The following is a 22,458-nucleotide window of genomic DNA, read 5'->3' on the forward strand; positions in this document are numbered from 1 at the left end:
CCTCGTTAGGAAATCAGTTTTTCAAGTTCATCTGCTGATAAACGATTGAGGGCCTCCAAGGATTTAGCCAAAACATCATGAACGGGCTGCAAATCGGGTTGTAGGGCTTGAACGGCGTCGCTGAATGCCGCCAGATCGGCACTGCCGAACAGGCTGGCAAGGGGGATTTCGAAGCCCAGCAGCTCGCGCAAGCGCAGCACCACCTGGGTTGCCAGCAACGAATGACCGCCAAGTTCGAAGAAGTTATCCGCCAGGCCCACTCGCTCCACTTTCAACACGTCAGCCCAGACCTCGGCGATTTGCTCTTGCAACGGGCTGACCGGTGCCACGTAGGCGTTCTGCAACAGATTCGCATCCGGTTGTGGCAGCGCCCTGCGGTCGAGTTTGCCGTTGGTGGTCAGCGGCAGTTGATCGAGCAACAGCAAATGCGCCGGCACCATGTAATCCGGCAGATTGCCCTTAAGTACCTGGCGTACCTGTTCGCGCCATGCGCCCTGCTCTGTCGCGGCGACAGACTGCGCAGCGACGAGGTAAGCCACAAGTTGCGCGCCACCGGCACCCGGCTGATCGAGCACCACGGCCTGGCGGATTTCGGGCAAGGCCAGCAGTTGTGCTTCGATTTCTGCGAGCTCGATGCGGAAGCCGCGAATTTTCACTTGATGGTCTATCCGTCCGCAGTACTCAATCCGCCCGTTGGCGCAGTAGCGCGCCAGGTCGCCGGTGCGATACAGCCGCGCACCGCTGTCGCTGAACGGGTTGGGTACGAAGCGCGAGGCACTGAAATCGGCGCGGTTCAGGTAACCGCGGGCGAGTCCGGCGCCGCTGACGTGCAACTCACCGATGCAACCCTTGGGCACCGGGTGGAGATCGGCATCCAGCACGTACCAGGACAAATCCGGAATCGGCTCGCCCAACGGACTGCCAGCGTCGTTGTGCAGGTCGGCCAGGGTCAGCGGTCGATAGGTGACGTGCACCGTGGTTTCGGTGATGCCGTACATGTTGACCAGTTGAGGCGCACTGTCGCCGAAGCGCTCGAACCATGGCCGCAGACTCTTGACCTCCAGCGCCTCGCCACCGAACACCACATAGCGCAGTGATGGTCGCCCGCGCTCCTGAGCATCGGTGGCCACCTGCATCAATTGCTTGAAGGCAGATGGCGTCTGGTTCAGCACCGTGATCTGCTCGCGACACAACAGCGCGTAAAACTCTTGCGGCGAACGGCTGACGCTGTGCGGCACGATCACCAGTCGGCCACCGTGCAGCAACGCGCCAAAGATTTCCCAGACCGAGAAGTCGAACGCGTAGGAGTGGAACAACGTCCAGCGATCCTCGGCGCCGAAGTTGAACCAGTGGTCGGTGGCCTCGAACAAACGCAACACATGCTGATGGGCGAGCAGCGTGCCCTTGGGCTTGCCGGTAGAACCGGAGGTGTAGATCACATACGCCAGGTTGTCGCTGTCCACCGTCACTTGCGGGTCGGTGTCCGGTTGATCCGGCTGCACTTCGCCGTCGCTGCCCAGCAGCAAGGTCTGAACCTGTGTCGGCAGCGTCAGGTGGGCGAGCACGCCAGGCTGCATCAGCAGCAAGTCGATGCCGCTGTCCTCGACCATGTACTGCAAGCGCTCGGCGGGGTATTGCGGGTCCAGCGGCAGGTAGGCACCGCCCGCCTTGAGGATCGCCAGCAGGCCGACGATCATCTCGATCGAACGTTCCGCCGCCAACCCTACCAGTACGTCGGCACCTACGCCGCGCTCGATGAGCAAATGCGCGAGCCGGTTGGCCCGGCGATTCAACTCGCGGTAGCTGAGTTGCTGATCGTCCAGACTCACGGCAATCGCGTCAGGCGTTTTGTACGCCTGGGCCGCGATTAGCTGATGCAGGCTCCCGGTTTGCGGATAGCTGGCGCTGTTGCGGTTCCAGTCGCGCACAATCAATTGCTGCTGCGCCTCATCCACCAGGCGCAACTCGCCCAGCAGATGATCCGCCGTCGATCCGGCCATTTGCCGCAACAGGTGCTGCATCTGGCTGGCGATCTGCTCGATGATCTCGGCGCTGAAATGTCGGCGCGCATAGGCGAACTGCAACGACAGCGTGTCACCCAGATCCACCAGCACGGTCAGCGGCAGGTTGGTTTGTTCGTGGCTGGACACCTGGCCAAAGCGCATGCCTTGCGGCGCGCCCTTGTCCAGCGCCTCGGCCACCGGGTAGTTCTCGAACACCAGCAGGCTGTCGAACAAGCCATCACCCCGCTGGCCCGACCAGCGCTGAATGTCTGCCAACGGCGTGTATTCGAACTCGCGCAAGGCCAGGTTCTGCGCCTGTACCTGCTGCAACCAGGCACCGATCGTTTGCTCGGCACTTGGGCTGGCAATCACCGGCAAGGTGTTGATGAACAACCCGACCTGATGTTCGACGCCTGGCAAATCAGCCGGACGCCCGGCAACCGTGGCGCCGAAAGCGACCGTTGCCTGTCCGGTATAGCGTTGCAGCAAGAGCAGCCACGCTGCTTGCACCAGGGTGTTGAGGGTGACTTTCTGCTGACGGGCAAACTCACTCAGCCGTTGCGTCTGGTCACGATCCATCAGACGGGTGTGCTGATCATGGCCGCTGGCATCCAGTGCCGGTGTGCTATCAATCCGGCCCTGGGCCAGTCGCGTCGGCTCATCGAGCGTCGCTAACTGCCCTTTCCAGAACTGCTCGCTGGCCTGTGCGTCCTGGCGCTGCAACCAGCCGATGTAATCCGCGTAACGTCCCACCGTGGCGGCCGGCGTCTGCCCGGCATAACGCTGCAACACCTCGCCGAGCAACTGCGAGTTGCTCCAGCCATCCATCAAAATATGATGACTGGTGTAGATCATCTCGTGGCTGTCATTGCCGGTACGCACCAGCACCAGGCGCAACAGTGGCGCCTGGAGCAGATCGAACCCTTCACGCAGTTGTTCTTCTGCCAGCGCGTCCAGCGCGGGCGTCAGGTCGATGCGATCACGCCAGTCATGCAAGGCAAACGGCAGGTCAGCCCGACGCTGCACGATCTGCAACGGCTGTTCCTGCTCGGTGGTCCAGACGAAACGGGTGCGCAGGATCGAATGATTATCCAGCGCGGCCTGCCAGGCCTGGCGCAGACGCTCGGCGTCCAGGCCCTGGACGCTGACGCGCATCTGATTGATGTAGTTGCCCGACCCTTGCTCGTAAAGGCTGTGGAACAACATGCCCTGCTGCATCGGCGACAGCGGATAGATGTCTTCGACGTCCGCTCCGGCATTCGGCAAGGCATCGAGTTGCGCCTGGGTCAGTGCCGCCAGCGGAACGTCGGACGGCGTGATACCGGCGTGACGACCCTGGCTGCAATGCTCGATCAGCGCCCCCAGTTCCACGGCATACTCATCGGCCAGGCGCTGGACGGTGGCTTCATCGAACATCTCGCGGCTGAAGGTCCAGCCCAGGCTCAGCTCACCGCCATACACACGGCCATTGACCTCCAGCCAGTTGCCCAGCGGCGCCAGTGGGCTCTGCTCTTCGCCGGCACTTTCGCTGGCCGGCACGAACAACGCGGCGTCATCGAACTGACTGTCGAACTGTCCCAGGTAGTTGAAGGTGATGCGCGGTGACGGCAACTCGCCGAGCACTCGACGCGCGGCCTCATCGCCCATGTAACGCAGCAAACCGAAACCGAGCCCTTTGTTGGGGATCGCTCGCAGCTGTTCCTTGATCTGCTTGATCGAGGCATCGAGGCTTGCGGCCGGTGTGAGGCGCACCGGGAACACACTGGTGAACCAACCGACCGTGCGGGTTACGTCGATGTCGTCGAACAGGTCTTCGCGACCGTGGCCCTCAAGCTGGATCAGCGTCGAGTCGTGGCCGGTCCAGCGACAAATCACCCGCGCCAGTGCCGTCATCAACAGGTCATTGACCTGCGTACGATAGGCCGCCGGGGCCTGTTGCAGCAGTTGCCGGGTCAGGTCCTGGCCAAGGCGCGTCTGCACCGTCAGGGCATGGCGGTTCTGCACGCTGCCGTGCGGGTTGTCGCATGGCAGGTCAGTCGGCGCACCTTGCAATTGCCCGCGCCACAGGTCCAGTTCGCCTTCAAGGTTTGGCGCATGGTGCTGCAAGCGTTCGGCCCAGTGTTTGAACGCGTTGGTTTTGGCCGGCAGCTTCGTCACCTGTGAGTTGCAGAGTTGCTGATAGGCACTTTGCAGATCCTCCAGCAAAATCCGCCATGACACGCCGTCCACCACCAAGTGATGCACCACTAGCAGCAAGCGCTGAGAACCATCGGCCAGGTCCAGCAACAAGCCGCGCACCAGCGGGCCATCGGCCAGATTGAAACTACGCTGGGCTTGCAGGCAGGCCTCGTGCAGTTGTGCGTCGTCGGATACAGCGCCTTGCCACAGCAACGCATGTGCGCTGTCGAGCGGGCGATGGGTAGCCGTCCAGCCTTCGCTGGTTTGATTGAACGACAGGCGTAACGCGTCGTGATGCGCGACCAGGCTTTGCAGGGCTTGTTCCAGATGTTGTGAGTTCAAGGCTACGGCCGGTTTGAGCAACACCGACTGGTTCCAGTGATGACGCTCGGCAATCTCGGTACCGAAGAACAATTGCTGGAATGGCAACAACGGCGTACTGCCACTGACCGGCCCTTGAGCAACGGTGGGGCCGCTGACACCCAAGCGGGCGACGGTGGCCAGTGCCTGGACGTTCTGGTGCTGGAACAGGTCTTTTGGGGTGAACTGGATCCCGGCCTGGCGCGCACGCCCGACCACCTGAATCGAGATGATCGAATCGCCGCCCAGTTCGAAGAAGTTATCCGTCAGCCCGACCCGCTCAAGCTTCAACACATCGGCCCAGACCGCGGCGATGCGCTGTTCCAGTTCGCTGCGCGGCGCAACATAGTCGGCTTTGCCGGTGCTGAGTTCAGGTTTGGGCAAGGCTTTACGATCCAGTTTGCCGTTGGGGCTCAGCGGCATCTGCGCCAGGCTCAGCCAGTGATTTGGCACCATGTAGTCCGGCAGTCCACGCTGCAAGTGCGCGACCAGGTCCGGGCGCCAATCGGCGCTGTCGTCGACCAGCACCACGTAGGCCACCAGTTGCTTGCCATCGACCACTGACACCGCGGCTTCACGCACAGTGGCGTGCTCCAGCAGCCGTGCTTCGATTTCACCCAACTCGATGCGCAAGCCACGCAGCTTGACCTGATGGTCGATCCGCCCGGCGTATTCGATCACGCCATCGGCGCGGTAACGGGCCAGGTCGCCGGTGCGGTAGATCCGCTCGCCGTCACCAAACGGGCTGACTGCGAACCGCTCGGCGGTCAGTGCCGGCCGCTGGTGGTAACCCCGGGCCAGACCTTCACCGGCGAGATACAACTCGCCCAGCACACCGCTTGGCACCGGCTCCAGGTTGTCGTCGAGGATGTAGCAACCGAGGTTGGCGATCGGTTGGCCGATCGGCACGCTGTCGCGGCCCTCTTCCACACAGGTCCAGTGGGTGACGTCGATGGCCGCCTCAGTCGGGCCGTACAGGTTGTACAGCGCGGCGTTCGGCAACTTGGCAAACACTTGCTGCTGCGCATCCGCCGGCAGGGCTTCGCCGCTGCAAACGATGCGTTGGAGGCTGGTGCAGCTCGCCACGTCGATATCCTGCACAAAGGCCTGCAACATCGACGGCACAAAGTGCAGCGTGCTGATCTGTTCACGGTTGATCAACGCCACCAGTTTCGCCGGATCGCGATGATCCCCCGGCGCGGCGACGACCAGTCTTGCGCCGGTCATCAACGGCCAGAAGAACTCCCACACCGAGACGTCGAAACTGAACGGGGTTTTTTGCAGCACGCTGTCACCAGCGTCCAGACCATAAGCCTGCTGCATCCAGCACAAGCGATTGGTCAGCGCCGAATGCCGGTTGCCCGCGCCTTTTGGCTGGCCGGTGGAGCCCGAGGTATAGATCACGTAGGCGAGGTTTTCGCCATCGACCGCCACGTTCGGGTTGCTCTCAGCATAACCGCCCAACGGTTCATCCAGCAGCAGCGTCTGCACGCTGGCGGACAGCGGCAGCGCATCGCGCAAATGGCTCTGGGTCAGCAGCAATTGCACGCCGCTGTCTTCGATCATGTAGCGCAAGCGATCCTGCGGGTATTCCGGGTCCAGCGGCACGTAAGCACCGCCGGCCTTGAGCACCGCCAGCAGGCCGATGACCATTTCCAGCGAACGCTCGGCGGCGACGCCCACCAGGCTTTCGGCACCAACACCCAAGCCGATCAGCTTGTGGGCCAACTGGTTGGCGCGGGTATTAAGTTGCGCGTAGCTGAGGGTTTGGTCAGCGAAGACCAGCGCCGGAGCGTGTGGGGTGTTCAAGACCTGGGCCTCGATCAACTGCTGCACGCTTGAGGTCAGCGGGTAATCGGTGGCCGTGTTGTTCCAGTCGTGCAGGATGACTTGGCGCTCGGCCGGCGCCAGCATCGACAAATCGCTGATCCGCTGGCCTGGCTCGGCCACGATACCGGTCAGCAATGCCTGCCAATGCCCGGCCATGCGCGCAATGGAGGACGCTTCGAACAAGTCGGTGGCGTAGGTCAGCGAGACCCTCAGACCGGTAGCGGTTTCGGTCGAATCCAGGGTCAGGTCGAACTGCGCCGTGGCGCTGTCCCACGCCAGGCTTTCGATACGCAAATCATCCAGGCCGGCCCTCGGTGTGTCGGCGCTCTGGTGGTTGAACAACACCTGGAACAACGGGCTGCGGCTCAGGCTACGCTCCGGCGCCAAGGCGTCTACCAATTGCTCGAACGGCAGGTCTTGATGGGATTGCGCACCCAGCGCGGCTTGTCGGGTTTGCTCCAGCAAATCGCGCACACTCAGCTCGCCGTCGATCTGCCCACGCATTACCTGGGTATTGACGAAGAAGCCGATCAGTCCCTCGGTTTCAGCGCGGTTGCGGTTGGCAATCGGCACGCCGACGCGGACATCGTTTTGACCGCTGTAACGGTGCAACAGGATCTGGAACGAGGCCAGCAACAGCATGAACAAGGTCACACCTTCGCGTCGTGCAACGTCATGCAGCTGCGTGCTCAGGTTCGAGTCCAGCGCCAGGTCCAGGCGTGCGCCGCGATAGGTTTGCACCGCTGGCCGCGCGTGATCCAGTGGCAACTCCAGTACCGGCTGTTCACCGCCCAACTGCGCAACCCAGTACGCCAGTTGTCGCTCGCGCTCGCCCGCGTCCATCCACTGCCTTTGCCACTGGGCAAAATCGGCGTATTGCAGGGTCAATGGCGTCAGGGGGTGCGGCTGGCCAGCGTGTTCGCTGGCGTACAGTTCAACCAGTTCCTGCACCATGACCTGCATCGACCAGCCATCGGAAACGATGTGGTGCTGAGTGATCACCAAGACATGATCATCCGCCGCCACCTGCAGCAGATTGATTCGCAGCAGCGGCCCGCTCGTCAGATCGAATGGCTGACGGATCTGCGTCTGCACCCAGCTCGGGATTGTGTCTTCGTCGGCTTCAAGGATTTGCGGGTGGATGTCCACCGAGCCCTGCGGGTGAATGATCTGGACGGTGCGTTCGTCATCCTGGCGGAACGTGGTGCGCAACGGTTCGTGACGCGCCACCAACCGGTCGACACTGCGTTGCAGCGCCCCGACATCCAGCGGACCATGCAGGCGCAAGGCGCTCGGTACGTGGTAGGCGGCGCTGTCCGGCTCCAGTTGCCAAAGGAACCACTGGCGTTCCTGGGCATAGGACAACGGCATGGGCTGGCCGCGCTCAAGCGCAACCATCGGCAGCGTTACGTTGTGCTGGAACGTCGCACAACACGCGGCAAAGTCCCCTAGCGTCGGATGTTCGAACAGGGTGCGCATCGGCACATCAAGGGTCAGTTCGTGACGCACCCGGGAAATCACCTGGGTGGCCAGCAAGGAGTGTCCGCCACGTTCGAAGAAGTGGTCGGTCAGGCCAATCGAGGGGGTCTGCAACACCGCTTCCCAGATTCTTCCAAGCTGAATTTCAAGGTCGCTTTGCGGCGCCACGCAGGTGTGCGGCCCCTGAGTGAGGTCAACCTTGGGCAGCGCATTGCGGTCGAGTTTGCCGTTGTTGTTGAGCGGCAACGCGGCCAGCAACACCAGGTGTGCCGGCACCATGTATTCGGGCAATGCCTGGCGCAACGCCGATTTGAGTTGATCGATCCATTGCGCTTGCACGGACTCTTCGGCATCAGGCAACCCGGCATCACTCGGCACCACGTACGCCACCAGTTGCGCACCGGTCGGACCGTCCTGGGCGATAACGGCAGCTTCGCGGACGTGATCGCGGGCTTGCAGGCAGGCCTCGATTTCGCCCATTTCGATGCGCAAACCGCGAATTTTCACCTGGTGGTCGATGCGCCCGACATATTCCAGATCACCGCCGCTGTTGTAGCGCGCCAGGTCACCGCTGCGGTAAAGCCGCGCGCCCGGCTCAAGGGCAAATGGATCGGGAAGGAAGCGTTCGGCGGTGAGTGCCGGGCGGTCGAAGTAACGCTGGGCGAGGCTGGCCGGTGCACCGATGCACAACTCGCCGACGCCACCGGCAGGCAACAATTGCCCGGCACTGTCGAGCACGTACAACGCGCGACCGGGAATAGCCCGACCGATCGGGATACCGAAACTGTCGTTGGCATCCGTCAGGCGGCACTCATGCACGCTGGACACGACCGTTGCCTCGGTTGGCCCGTAGGTGTTGAGCAAACGCACATGATTCAGGCCGGCCTCGTGCCAAAGGCGCAGCCCTTCCACCGACATGGCTTCGCCACCGACGTGTACCTGACGCAAATCGCCGAGGGTTTTGATGACACCATTGGCACACTCGCGCGCCAGCAGATACCAGTAAGCGGCCGGCAAGTCGGCAAGCGTCACACCACGGCGGACGATTTCGTCGGCCAGTTGCGTGGCATCCCACAGATCGTCACCGCGCATGACCAGCGCTGCACCCATACACAACGGCGGGTAACACTGCTCGACAAAGCCGTCGAAGCTGAACGTCGCGAACTGCAGCACGCGATCGCTGGCGTCAAGCACCGAATACTCGGCAGCGCTCTGGCAGAACTCGCGCAAGGCACCGTGGGCAATGGCAACCCCCTTGGGTAGCCCGGTCGAACCCGAGGTGTAGATCACGTAGGCCAGGTCCTCGGCCACCGCGCGGTTCAACGGATCAGTCTCGGGGTAGCCGGACAGTTCGTCGGCCTGCGCATCCAGGCTCAGGCGAGTGATGTGTGATGGCAGCGGCACTTCGCTCAGCAGACCGGATTCACACAACAACAGGTCCAGGCGGCTGTCTTCGATCATGTAGGCCAGTCGCTGGGCCGGGTATTTCGGGTCGAGTGGTACATAGGCCGCGCCGCTTTTGAGGACCGCGAGCAGGCTGACAATCAGCTGCGGGCCGCGAAGCATTGCCAGGCCGACACGCTGGCCGGGGCCAACGCCACTGGCGAGCAGGCGGTGTGCAAGACGGTTGGCCTGAGCGTTCAACTGGCCGTAGCTTAGGGTCAGTTCTCCTGCCTGCACAGCCAGCGCATCCGGAGTTGCGTGCGCTTGAGCGGCAATGCGCTGGTGCACCAGCGCGTCGTCATGCAGGCACACCGCTGGCGGCTGGCAGAGCGTCAGCATGGCCTGGGCGCCCGCGTCGTCAAGCAGCTCCATCGCGCCCAGTCGGGCGTTTGGCTGAGTGCTCAACTGGGTGAGCACGTGCTGCAGGTTGGCGCTCAGCTCAATGACTTGCGAAGCACTGAAGCGCGCCGCGTCGTAGCTGAACTCCAGGCTCAAACCTTCACCCAGTTCGATGCCTAGCGTCAGGGGATAGTGCGTGCGTTCGTGGTTGTGCAGGTTAGCGAACGACAGACCGGCCGGAGCACCTTGTTTCAGCGCTTCAGCCACCGGGAAGTTTTCGAACACCAGCAGGCTGTCGAACAGCGCCGAACCCTGTTGCCCTGCCCAGCCCTGAATATCGTACAACGGCACATGCTCGTACTCGCGCAGAGCCAGGTTCAGCCCTTGCAGCTCGCTCAGCCACTGACTGACGGTCTGATCCGGGCTCATCGCACACACCAGCGGCAGAGTGTTGATGAACAGGCCCAGCTGTTGCTCGATTCCCGGCAGCGGCGCCGAACGGCCGGCAACCGTGGCGCCAAAAGCCACGCAATCCTGACCGGTGTAACGTTGCAACAACAGGCTCCAGGCCGCTTGCAACAGGGTATTGAGCGTGACTTTCTGTTGCCGCGCGAACTCGGACAGACGCTGGGTTGCCTGCGGGTCCAGGGCAACGCGATGGACTTCACTGCCCTGCCCGCCCACCGGTGGGCGCAAGGCGTCGGCCAACAGCGTTGGCGCTTGCAGCGGTGCCAATGCAGCTTTCCAGAATTGCTCGCCAGCGGCGGCCGATTGCTGTTGCAACCAGCCAAGGTAATCGCGGTACTGCCCCAATGGCGTCGGCAACGCCTGCCCGGCGGCATAATGTTCAATCACTTCGCCCAGCAACTGCGCGTTGCTCCAACCGTCCATCAAGATGTGGTGGCTGGTGTAAATCAGGTGCCATGCATCGGCGCCGGTACGCACCAGTTTCAGGCGCAACAGCGGCGCCGTATCCAGCGCGAAACCGAGGGCACGCTCGGTATCGGCCAACGTATCCAGATCGGCCGTTTCAAGCACCTCAAGGGGCAATGTCACCTGACGGGCAATCACCTGGTGCGCGGTATCGAGGCCCTGCCAGTGGAAGCTACTGCGCAAAATATCGTGACGATCAAGGGCCGCTTGCCAGGCCTTGGCGAATCGCTGCGGATCCAGGCCCTGGACGTCCAGGCGCAACTGACTGATATAGGCGCCGACTTCCGGCTCATAGAGGGTATGGAACAACATGCCCTGCTGCATCGGAGACAGCGGGTACACATCCTCGATGGTCGAGGCCGCCATCGGCAAGGCATCCAGTTGTGCCTGGGTGATGCGCGCCAACGGGAAGTCGGACGGGGTGGCCAGCGGCGCCTTCAAGGCACAGCAGTGTTCAATCAAGTCTTGCAACTGAACGGCGTAATCTTCCGCCAGGCGCTGGATCGTCGCGTCATCAAACATCTCGTGGCTGAAGCCCCAGCTCAGGCCCAGCTCACCGCCATATACCTGACCTTCAACGGTCAGCCAGTTGGCCAACGGCGCCTGCTCATCCTGAGCCGAACCGCCCGGTTCGGTCGCAGGCACCAGCAAGGCCTTCTCGTCGAACTGTCGGTCGAACTGCCCCAGGTAGTTGAACGTGATGCGCGGTTGCGTCAGGGCCGACAATTGCGCGCCGACCGCCGGGTCCGCCAGGTAGCGCAACACGCCATAACCCAGGCCTTTGTCAGGGACGGCACGCAGCTGCTCCTTGACCGTCTTGATAGAACCATCGAGGTCGTCGGTGCTGGTCAGATTGACCGGGAACAGACTGGTGAACCAGCCCACCGTACGCGTCAGATCGACATCGTCGAACAGGTCTTCGCGGCCATGGCCTTCCAGTTGGATCAACGTGTCCGGCTGGCCGGTCCAGCGGCTGATGGTGCGCGCCAGCGCCGTCAGCAACAGGTCGTTGACCTGAGTCCGATAGGCCATTGGCGCCTGCTGCAACAGTTGCCGCGTAAGCTCGGCACCGAGGCGCCATTCGATTTTCTGCCCATGTACATTCTGCAAACCGCCGTCGGGGCGATCGCACGGCAGTTCTGCAGCGCGGCTTTGCTGGTGTTTCCAGTACGCCAGTTGCCCATCAAACCGCTGCGTCTGCTCGACGAGCCGTTCTGTCCAGGCCTGATAAGCACTGGTTTTGGCCGGCAACGACACGCGGCCGGCACTGGCCAGTTGTTCGTAGGCTTGCTGCAGGTCTTCAAGCAACACGCGCCAGGAAACACCGTCTACGACCAGGTGATGAATGATCAGCGACAAGCGCTGGCTGCCATCGGCCATGCTGACCAGCAATGCACGCAGCAGCGGGCCGTTTTCCAGGTTCAGGCTGCGTTGCGCTTCGTCGCAGGCGGCGGTCAACTGCTCGGTAGACGTGACGGCGCGCTGCCACAGCTCTGCGCGCTCGACCAGCGGTCCGTGCACCTGTTGCCAGCCATCCGCGCTGTGGCTGAACCGCAGGCGCAGGGCATCATGGTGATTCAATACGTGGGTCAACGCCGCCTCGAGCCATCCCCCGTTCAACGGCTCACGGGGCGTCAACAGCAGTGATTGGTTCCAGTGTTCACGCGCGACCACCGGTTGTTCGAAAAACAGCGCCTGCACCGGCGACAGCCGTGCTTCACCACTGACCGGCCCCTGATCGACAGCGCTGTGGCTGTCGAGCGTGGCCACCAGCGCCAGACTGCGCACACTCTGGTACTGGAACAAGTCCCGTGGGCTCAGGCGGATGCCGGCCTGCCGAGCCCGGCTGACCACTTGAATGGAAATGATCGAGTCGCCGCCGAGTTCGAAAAAGTTGTCTTCGAGGCCGACACGCGCAAGGCCCAGCACCTCCTGCCAAATGGCGGCGAGCGTCTTCTGCATGACGTCTTGAGGTTCGACGAAGGCTTGTTGCGGCACCGCATCCGGCTGCGGCAAGGCTTTGCGGTCAAGCTTGCCGTTGGCGGTGACCGGCAATTTCGCCAGCGTCATCAGGTAGGTCGGGACCATGTATTCCGGCAGGCTGCCCAGCAGCCAGGCCTTGACGTCCTGCTGCCATTGTTCGGCTGGCTCGGCACTCTCAAGCACCAGATACGCCACCAGGTGTTTGCCGCCCTGCACCAGAACCACAGCTTCACGCACCAGCGGATGCTGCATCAACCGGGTTTCGATTTCCCCCAGTTCGATCCGCAGGCCACGCAACTTGACTTGATGATCGAGACGGCCGAGGTATTCGATCACTCCGTCGGCGCGTTGGCGTACCCGGTCACCCGTGCGGTACAAACGGGCACCGTCATGGAACGGGCACGGCACAAAACGCTCGGCGGTCAGGCCCGGACGTCGGTGGTAACTACGCGCAAGCCCGGCACCGCCGAGGTACAACTCACCCGCCACGCCGCTGGGCACCGGCAACAGTTCGGCATCGAGTACATGGGTGCGCAGGTTGGCAATCGGCCGACCGATGGGCACGCTGTCGACACCTTCATCGACACAAGTCCAGTGGGTGACGTCGATGGCCGCTTCGGTCGGGCCATACAGGTTGAACAATCCAGCCTGGGGCAGTTTGGCGAAGACCTGTTGCTGGGCGTCGAGTGGCAAGGCTTCACCACTGCAAACAATCCGTTTGAGACCGACACAGGCCTCGACACCCGGCTCGTGGATAAACGCCTGCAACATCGACGGCACGAAGTGCAACGTGCTGATGCCGTACTCGCCGATGGTCTCGATCAGCCGCGCCGGTTCACGGTGCGCGCCAGGCGCGGCCACCACCAGACGGGCACCGGTCATCAGCGGCCAGAAAAATTCCCACACCGATACGTCAAAACTGAACGGGGTTTTTTGCAGCACCGCGTCACTGGAGCCCAACCCATAGGCTTCCTGCATCCAGCACAAACGGTTGACCAGCGCCGCATGACTGTTGCCGGCGCCTTTGGGTTTACCCGTGGAACCGGAGGTGTAAATCACATACGCGAGGCTCAAAGGAACCACCGCCACCTCAGGACGCTGCTCGCTGTAGGCATCCAGCCAGCCAGTGTCCTGATCGAGGGTAATGACATCGATCGCAACGGTCGGCAAGGCTGGCAACAGTGAAGATTGAGTGAGCAACAGGGCAATGCCGCTGTCTTCGATCATGTAGGCCAAGCGTTCTTGCGGATATTCCGGGTCTAGCGGAACGTAGGCGCCACCGGCTTTCAGAATGGCCAGCAAACCGATCACCATCTCCAGCGAACGTTCAACGCAAATGCCCACTAGCCCATCCGGCCCCACGCCCTGCTCCCGAAGCCGATGAGCCAGTTGATTGGCGCGGGCATCGAGCTGTCCATAGGTCAACGTCCGTGCACCGAACATCAGGGCAGGTGCATCCGGGGTTCGCTGAACCTGAGCTTCGATCAACGCGTGAATGCAGACATCGGTCGGGTAAGCAGCCTGAGTGCGGTTCCAGTCATGCACCAGCACCTGCTGTTCACCCGCCTCCAGCAACGGCATTTCACCGATCCGCTGGCGCTGATCAGCGACCAGCGCCGTCAGCAGATTGCTCCAGTGGCGCGCCATCCGCTCGATGGTGGCGGCGTCGAAAAGGTCGTCCGCATAGGTCAGCGCAGCGTGCAGCCTGCCGCCCTTCTCCCAGGTATCCAGGGTCAGGTCGAACTGGGTGGTGCGGCTTTGCCAGTCGATGCTGCCCAGCTTCAGGCCCGAGTCGGTGCTGATCGAAGACATGTCCGCAACATGCGGCTGGTGGTTGTACATCACCTGGAACAGCGGCGTGTGGCTGAGGCTGCGCTCCAGTTTCAGCGCATCCACCAGGCGCTCGAATGGCAAGTCCTGATGAGCCTGGGCGCCAAGGGCGGTTTCCTTGATGGCGCGCAGCAATTCGTCGACGCGGGTCTGGCCGTCAAGCTTCGTGCGCAGCACCTGGGTGTTGACGAAGAAACCGATCAGGCCTTCGATCTCGGCGCGGTTGCGGTTGGCGATCGGCACGCCGACGCGGATATCGGTCTGCCCGGTGTAGCGATGCAGCAGCACGTTGAATGCGCCAAGCAAGAGCATGAACAGCGTGATGTTGTGTTTCTGTGCAGTGCTGCGCAGTTGCTCGGCCAGATGGTTGTCGACCGCGAATTCATAGCGGGTGCCGCGATAGCTCGGCATCGCCGGGCGCGGGTGATCGGTGGGCAGTTCCAGCACCGGGTGCTCGTCACCCAGTTGCTCCTGCCAGTAATCGAGCTGGCGCGCCTGTTCGCCCGCCTCGAGCCAGCGGCGTTGCCACAAGGCGTAGTCGCTGTACTGGATCGGCAAGGCTGCGAGTTGCGGTTGCGTGCCCGCCTCAAAGGCGTCGTAGCAGCGGATGAATTCGTCGATCAGCACGTTCATCGACCAGCCGTCGGAAACGATGTGGTGCAGGGTCAACAGCAAGACGTGTTCTTCGTCGGCGAGCTTGAGCAAGGTAACGCGCAGCAGTGGGCCAACCGACAGATCAAATGGCAGCACTGATTGCTGCTCGGCTGCGTGGGCGACTGCCACTTCGCGCTCCGAGGCTGGTAACGCGCTGAAATCCACCTGATCGATGACCAGCGGCGCACTGACCGGCACTTGTAGCAAGGTGTCGTCGGCCTGGCGCTGGAATACCGTGCGCAGGGTTTCGTGACGCGCCACCAGGCTGGCGAAGGCTTGCTCCAGCGCCGGCAGGTTCAGACGCCCGGTCAGACGCACCGCGCCGGGCAGGTTATAGGCACCGCTGTGCGGGTCCAGTTGCCAGAGAAACCACATGCGTTGCTGGGCGTACGACAGTGCCTGGCGATCCTCGGCGGCTACACCGGCAGGAATGGGGAACCGGGCGAAATCAACGCCTTCCTTTTGCAAGGCCGCAAGGAACATGTGCCGCTTTTCCAGGGGCAGCCCGATAAACCGGCGAGCAAGTTTCAAGGAGTCTTCAGCATTCATTTCTAAGCATCCGGATCGTTGGCAGGAAGCACAAAGGCACGTCGTTCCTATAAAACGAATGCAGACCGGAAAAATTAGCGAATGAGAACAAGTGTCAGAAAGGAGAATGGAATGAGGAAATACAGGGCGATGGAAAAACCTGTGGGAGCGGCGGTGCGACGATTCGACTTGCCCACCCCCACAGGTATTGAGTGAAGTTTGAGATCTGTTAGCTGACGGCCATCAAGCCATGTCGGCGATGGTGAACGTCGAGTTGATCCTTGATCACCCGCAACACCTTGGCCTCGTGCTCATGGATAAAGAAGTGTCCACCCGCCAGCATGTCCACGGAAAAGCTGCCGTGGGTTTCCTTACTCCAGCCGATCAACTGTTCGGTGGTGGCACGGTCGGTGGTGCCGCCGAGCACGTGCACGGGACATTTGAGCAATGGACGCGGCAACGGCTCAAAACGTCCGCACAGCAAAAAGTCGGCACGCAGGACCGGCAACGTCAGGCTCATCAACTCTTCGTTAGACAGAATCTCTTCACTGGTGCCATTGAGCATGCGCAACTGATCGATCAGTTCTGCGTCGCTCTTGGGCTCGCCAAAGCCCCGGTCGTAATCACTGCGCATCGTCGGCGCGGCGGTACCCGAGGCGAACAGTGCCACCGGTTCCGGGCAGCCCAGCGCGCGCAAGGCGTGGGCCAGTTCACAAGCCAGCAACGCACCCAGGCTATGGCCGAACAATGCGTAAGGCGCGCGCAAGGACGTTTGCAACTCTGCCGCCAATTGACGGGCCAACGCGCGCATATCGGTCTGCAGTGCTTCGCCAAACCGTGCGCCGCGCCCTGGCAGCTCAACCGGTTGCAACTTCAGCCACTCCGGCAATTTGCGCCGCCAGCGGCTGTAGACCATGGCGCTCGCGCCTGAATAGGGCAGGCACAGCAATGTCAGCTGGGTCACCGGGCTTACCTCGAAAAGTTGTCTGTATTAGAGAACGGATGAGCGCCGCGGGGAATTAGTCGTACACATACCCCCTGTAGGAGTGAGCCTGCTCGCGATAGCGGTGTGTCAGTCAACTTGATGGTGACTGTTACACCGCTATCGCGAGCAGGCTCACTCCTACAGGGGTTCTTTATTTCAAATGGCGGAAGCTTTGGACTGCGGAACCGAGGACCACGGCGTCAGCAGCAATCGCCACCCAAAACCCGCTACGGGCCCCATATGCATCGATCAGCCAACCCGAACTTGCCGCGCCAATCGCCACGCCAATGCTCAACCCGGTGACCAGCCATGTCAGGCCTTCCGTCAGTTTGGCCGGCGGCACAATTTGCTCCACCAACGCCATCGCCACAATCAGCGTCGGCGCAAAAAACAGCCCGGCGACAAACACCGCCAGCGACAGCCCGAGAATGTTCGTCGCCAGCAGCAACGGCAGCGTGGTCACCGCCGTCGCCACCCCGCCATACAGGAACAATCGTGGCAGCGGCACTTTCGAGCGCAACGCTCCGAATGCCAATCCCGACAGGCAGGAACCAATGGCATACACCGACAACACAATGCTCGCCGCCGCCGGTTGGCCCTGTTGTTGAGCGAAGGCGACGCTGACCACATCCACCACGCCAACGATGGTGCCCATGGCGACCATCAACAGCATCAGCAATTGAATGTCGAGCGAACGGATGATCGAGCCCTGATGGAGTTCTTCATGGGGATGAATCGCCGGCTCGGTGTCGCGCTGCAACACAAACGCCGTCACCCCGATCGCCAGCATCAACAACGCCGCCAATGGCCCCGCCTCGGGGAACGCCACCACGCACAGTCCCACCGACAGCGGCGGCCCGACAATAAAGCAGACTTCGTCCAGCACTGATTCCAGCGCGTAAGCGGTTCGTAGCTCCGGCTGGCCGCGATACACCTCGGTCCAGCGCGCCCGGACCATCGCCGACATGCTCGGCATGCAACCGGCCAGCGCGGCGAACACAAACAATGTCCACTGCGGCGCCTGCAAGCGAGTGCACAGCAACACCAGCAACAATGCCCCACCACCAATCAGCGCCGAGATCGGCAGAACCCGGCCCTGGCCAAAGCGATCCACCAGCCGCGAGACTTGCGGCGCACAAAACGCCGTGGCCAAGGCAAACGTCGCCGCCACCGCACCGGCCAGACCGTAGCCGCCTTGCAGTTGCGAGAGCATGGTGATCAGGCCGATACCGGTCATGGAAATCGGCATGCGCGCGATCATGCCAGCCAGTACAAAGGCTCTGCTGCCTGGGGCCTTGAATAGATCGCGGTAGGGGTTGGCCATGAGGTCAGGTCTCAGCTGGGGCGTGCAAGTTGCCATAAGACTGATCGAGGGCAAAGTGAGTATTTGTTGGTTGAATGTGAACGTTGCTCAACCCTTGTACAAAACACTTAGGTCGGCATGCCCTCAGGCACTTTAACGAGACGTTGAAAACGGTCTAATAAAAATTTGCAGGGGGTAAAAGCCTTGACTAGATTTCGATTAATACAGGTACACGTCTGAATTTCCCTACGTCGTCTGGTCAGCAGTAAAGGTCCGGTAGCGAAGACACCATGGAGTCTGGCTATGGACGAGTTTCTTATTCTGGTCGACCGCCAGGATCGCAAAAAAGGCATCGCCGAGAAGTTGCAGGCCCATCAACAGGGCCTCTTGCACCGCGCGTTCTCAATCTTCATTTTTAACAGCGAAGGCCGCCTGCTACTGCAACAGCGCGCGTTCGGCAAATACCATTCCCAGGGGTTGTGGAGCAATACCTGCTGCGGTCATCCCCGCCCGGGCGAACGGACCGCAGCCGCCGCGAAACGCCGCTTGTTTGAAGAAATGGGCATCACCTGTCAATTGCGTAAAGTCTTCACCCTCCTCTACCGTGAGCCGGTTTCAAACCAGCTCATCGAGCACGAATACGGCCACATATTCGTCGGCACCAGCGATTGCGCGCCCGTCGCCAATCCCGAAGAAGCCAATGACTGGCAATGGCAAACACTGTCCGAGCTTACCCTGCGTATTGCCGCCGAACCCGAGACCTTCACTATCTGGTTTCGCCGGCTGCTCGAAACCATTGGCCCCACCGGGCTAAGCGCCTGGAAAGATCTCGCAGAAGCGAGTCCAGGCGGCTCCTGAATAGAGAGCCCTTTCATGAACAGTCGCCCTCGAGACGATCATGTCGACCACTACCGCCCTCGAAGAGCTTGATGAGTTGCACATCCCGGCCTTCGAATACCCATGGCCGGGTCACTGCTCTCCCATTGCGGCCAGTATTGAACAGCAAACCAATGCCTGGCTAAGCAAGCTTGGGCTCATTCGACCGGCCCGCACGCCGGCTCAGCGGTCCCGGATCCCAAAGTGAACTCTGCGTCCTGCAAACCGGTCAGCTAATTAGGTGCTCACTTTAAGGCGCAAACGTTCATGCTGATTGCTCTCGACCAACAAGTCGCCCTCATCACCGGTGCCAGCTCCGGCATCGGCGCAGGCGCCGCCAAGGCATTGGCCGCCGCCGGAGCCGCGGTGGTGATCAACTACCACTCGCAGGCTGAACCCGCCGAAGAACTGGCCCGGCAGATCAACGCTGAAGGCGGTCGGGCTATCGCCATCGGTGCCGACGTTTCCAAGGAAGAAGACGTCGAACGGCTTTTCGCGAAAACCCTCGAGGCGTTCGGTTCGCTGGACATTCTGGTGGCCAATTCGGGTATGCAAAAAGACGCCAAGGCGGTGGACATGACACTCGCCGACTGGAACCAGGTGATCGGCGTCAACCTCACTGGTCAATTCCTCTGCGCCCGCGCCGCCCTGCGTATTTTCAACCGGCAAGGTATTCGCGAAGGCGTGTCCCGGGCCGCCGGCAAGATTATTCATATGAGCTCGGTGCACCAGCGCATTCCCTGGGCCGGCCACGTCAATTACGCCGCGTCCAAGGGCGGCGTAGACATGCTGATGCAAACCCTCGCCCAGGAAGTCAGCCACCGGCGCATTCGCATCAACGGCATTGCGCCGGGGGCCATTCGCACGGATATCAATCGTGCCGCCAACGAGGAGCAACTGCTCAAACTCATCCCTTACGGCCGGGTCGGTGAAGTCGAGGACATCGCCAACGCGGTGGTCTTCCTCGCTTCCGATGCTTCCGACTACATCGTCGGCACCACCCTGTTCATCGACGGCGGCATGAGCCTCTATCCGGAGTTTCGCGGCAATGGCTGATCATCATCCCGAGCGACAAAGCAACATCGATGCCCACGGCATCATCGGCGACATGCGCAGCGCGGCGCTGGTCAACGACAAGGGCAGCGTCGACTTTTTCTGCTGGCCGGAGTTCGACAGCCCATCGATCTTCTGCTCGCTGCTGGACACGCCCGAGGCCGGTATTTTCCAATTGTCGCCGGACCTGCCCGATGCCCGTCGCGAACAGATTTACCTGCCCGACACCAACGTGCTGCAAACCCGCTGGCTCAGCGATCGCGCCGTGGTTGAAGTCACCGACCTGTTGCCGATTGGCGACAGTGAAGATGATTTTCCGGTGCTGATGCGTCGTGTTCGGGTGGTCAGCGGCCACGCGACGTTTCACATGCGTTGCGCGGTGAGTCATGACTACGCTCGCGCCAAGACCCGCGCGCGCATGGATAACAAAGACGTGGCTTTCGAGGCAGCCGACCAACCGTCCATGCGACTTTCTTCAGATCAGGTTCTGCGTGTTGATGGCAATGCGGCAGTCGCCGAATTCACCCTCAAGCAAGACCAGAGCGCCGAATTCCTGCTCGGCGGCATCGACGATCCGCGTTTCAAGGAAGGCGCCGCGGGTTTGTGCCTGGAACGCACGCTGAAGTTCTGGCGCGACTGGACGGGCCAGTCCAACTACCGCGGTCGCTGGCGGGAAATGGTCAACCGTTCTGCCCTGGCCCTGAAGCTGCTGACCTCGCGCAAACACGGCGCGATCCTCGCAGCTGCCACGTTCGGCCTGCCGGAAACGCCCGGCGGCGAACGCAACTGGGACTACCGCTACACCTGGATCCGCGATGCCTCGTTCACCGTCTACGCCTTCATGCGTCTGGGTTTCGTTCAAGAGGCCAACGATTACATGGGCTGGCTGCGGGGGCGGGTCAGCGATTGCCAGGGCAAACCGATGAAACTCAACATCCTCTATGCCATCGACGGTCGCCAGGAACTGCCGGAAACCGAGCTCTCGCACCTGTCCGGCCACGGCGGCGCGACGCCGGTGCGCATCGGCAATCAGGCTTACGATCAGGTCCAGCTCGACATCTTCGGCGAGCTGATGGACGCGGTGTACCTAGTCAACAAATACGGCGATGCCATCTCCCACGAGGGCTGGCAACACGCGGTGAAAGTAGTGGATCAAGTCTGTGAAACCTGGCAGCAAAAGGACGTGGGCATCTGGGAGATGCGCGGCGAACAGCATCACTTCCTGCACTCGCGGCTGATGTGCTGGGTGGCCTTGGACCGGGCCATTCGCCTCGCCTCAAAACGCTCCCTGCCCGCGCCGTTCGCCCGCTGGGACCAGACCCGCCAGGCGATTTACGCCGACATCTGGGACAACTTCTGGAACGAAGAACGCGGGCATTTCGTGCAGCACATCGGCGGTACCGCGCTGGACGGCTCGATGTTGCTGATGCCACTGGTGCGTTTCGTCAGCGCCAAGGACCCGCGCTGGCTATCGACCCTCGAAGCCATCCAGAAAACCCTGGTACGCGACGGCATGGTCTACCGCTACCGCAACGAAGACAGCCAGATCGACGGCCTCACTGGCACCGAAGGCGCCTTTGCCGCATGTTCGTTCTGGTACGTCGAATGCCTGGCCCGGGCGGGCCAGGTGGAAAAGGCGCACCTGGAGTTTGAACAGTTGCTCAGGTACGCCAATCCGCTGGGGTTGTACGCCGAAGAGTTCGACAGCCATGGGCGGCATCTGGGCAACACGCCGCAAGCGCTGACCCACCTGGCGCTGATCAGCGCGGCGAGTTTTCTGGATCGGAAATTGAGTGGGGAGAAGAATTACTGGCAGCCTTGAGACCGCGTTGCCCCAATCGCGAGCAGGCTCGCTCCCACAGGATTTGTGTCAAACACGCTATTTGTGAACGACGCATACCCTGTGGGAGCGTGCGGGCGGCGATCCGACTTTCCCGCGAAGAGGCCACCAGCCTCAACACAAAACCAACTGAACACCTCTGTCCGCCAAAACACGCCAGAAACGTCGCTTTTCACGACGCTGCTTGTAGGATCAAAGCTAGCCCTTGAAGAACTTCAACACAGTCACCTTGGGAAACACACCTCGCCACAGGCTTTTTCAGGCCAAACTCCTACAAAATCTAAACAGAACTTACTGTTTACCGACGCAACACTGGGCTCCTACGCACGGAAATACCTTGTTGCCAGCCGTTACATCCCCCCCTACCATCCACAGTCAACGGGTGCAGCGGAGCTGCCCGATAAAACCCGAATTCAAGGAACCAGAATGAGCCACCGCATCCACCGCCACATCGATTCCCCACTCCGTTCAGGCCTGAACCGCGATGAACTGTGGGAAGCCCACGACAAGGGCCTGATCAAATGCTGGGAAATCGGCCGCCAACGCGCCGTCCGTTTCCCCGAACTCGCCCAACGCTGCCTTGCCGGCGAACTGCCGGTGCTGGGCTGGAAAGGTGGCGTGAGTCGCAGCCTGAAGAAACTCGAAAAATACGGATCCCTTAAATACCTGGCCCAGTGGCAGGGTTTGCGTGGGGAAGATCTGGATGTTGATCTGGAAGAAGAGCGAGCCCTGACGTGTTCGCGGACCAGGATGGTGGTGACGTTTACGCCGGACCGGTCGAAGTACTTTAATCAGGTGGCGGAAGTGGAAGTCTGAGGCGGCGCTACCCTGGTCTCTTTGC

7 protein-coding genes are annotated in these 22,458 nt (G+C 61.6%); 4 read left to right on the forward strand and 3 right to left on the reverse strand.

Translation table 11 applies throughout. The features are described 5' to 3' along the window. Nucleotides 1-5: 5 nt before the first annotated feature. The 3 genes from ACA068_RS19885 to ACA068_RS19895 all read right to left on the reverse strand — a co-directional run bounded on the left by ACA068_RS19885 (nucleotide 6) and on the right by ACA068_RS19895 (nucleotide 17,869). Nucleotides 6-15,581: a non-ribosomal peptide synthetase gene (locus ACA068_RS19885; protein ID WP_497304192.1), complete on the reverse strand. Its 15,576-nt coding sequence runs from the start codon at nucleotides 15,579-15,581 to the stop codon at nucleotides 6-8. A 208-nt stretch (nucleotides 15,582-15,789) separates the two neighbouring features. Continuing rightward, nucleotides 15,790-16,524, reverse strand: a complete 735-nt coding sequence (locus ACA068_RS19890; RefSeq protein ID WP_497304194.1) for a thioesterase II family protein — start codon at nucleotides 16,522-16,524, stop codon at nucleotides 15,790-15,792. A gap of 172 nt (nucleotides 16,525-16,696) precedes the next feature. Next, nucleotides 16,697-17,869, reverse strand: coding sequence for an MFS transporter (locus tag ACA068_RS19895; protein WP_497304196.1), 1,173 nt, complete (start codon nucleotides 17,867-17,869; stop codon nucleotides 16,697-16,699). Between the two features lie 282 nt (nucleotides 17,870-18,151). On the opposite strand from ACA068_RS19895, the gene idi reads away from it, so the two are divergent. The 4 genes from idi (at nucleotide 18,152) to ACA068_RS19915 (ending at nucleotide 22,433) form a co-directional block, all read left to right on the forward strand. Then, nucleotides 18,152-18,706 carry an isopentenyl-diphosphate Delta-isomerase gene (gene idi, locus ACA068_RS19900; RefSeq protein ID WP_497304198.1) on the forward strand — a complete coding sequence of 185 codons (555 nt, stop codon included), beginning with the start codon at nucleotides 18,152-18,154 and terminating at the stop codon, nucleotides 18,704-18,706. Between the two features lie 285 nt (nucleotides 18,707-18,991). Next, nucleotides 18,992-19,780, forward strand: a complete 789-nt coding sequence (locus ACA068_RS19905; RefSeq protein ID WP_497304200.1) for a glucose 1-dehydrogenase — start codon at nucleotides 18,992-18,994, stop codon at nucleotides 19,778-19,780. Further along, entirely contained in the window at nucleotides 19,773-21,599 is a 1,827-nt protein-coding gene (locus ACA068_RS19910; protein ID WP_497304202.1) for a glycoside hydrolase family 15 protein, read from the forward strand. Before ACA068_RS19905 ends, ACA068_RS19910 begins: the two co-directional genes overlap by 8 nt. Nucleotides 21,600-22,043: 444 nt before the next feature. Then, on the forward strand, nucleotides 22,044-22,433 hold the full coding sequence (locus ACA068_RS19915) for a hypothetical protein (RefSeq protein ID WP_497304204.1): 390 nt from the start codon (nucleotides 22,044-22,046) through the stop codon (nucleotides 22,431-22,433). Nucleotides 22,434-22,458 lie beyond the last annotated feature (25 nt).

Source organism: Pseudomonas sp. LBUM1660 (assembly GCF_059695935.1).

Bases quoted from the DNA above. Each gene is read 5' to 3' on its own strand.
- idi (WP_497304198.1), top strand. From the start codon at position 18,152: ATGGACGAGTTTCTTATTCTGGTCGACCGCCAGGATCGCAAAAAAGGC.
- ACA068_RS19905 (WP_497304200.1), top strand. From the start codon at position 18,992: ATGCTGATTGCTCTCGACCAACAAGTCGCCCTCATCACCGGTGCCAGC.
- ACA068_RS19895 (WP_497304196.1), bottom strand. From the start codon at position 17,869: ATGGCCAACCCCTACCGCGATCTATTCAAGGCCCCAGGCAGCAGAGCC.
- ACA068_RS19910 (WP_497304202.1), top strand. From the start codon at position 19,773: ATGGCTGATCATCATCCCGAGCGACAAAGCAACATCGATGCCCACGGC.
- ACA068_RS19885 (WP_497304192.1), bottom strand. From the start codon at position 15,581: ATGAATGCTGAAGACTCCTTGAAACTTGCTCGCCGGTTTATCGGGCTG.
- ACA068_RS19915 (WP_497304204.1), top strand. From the start codon at position 22,044: ATGAGCCACCGCATCCACCGCCACATCGATTCCCCACTCCGTTCAGGC.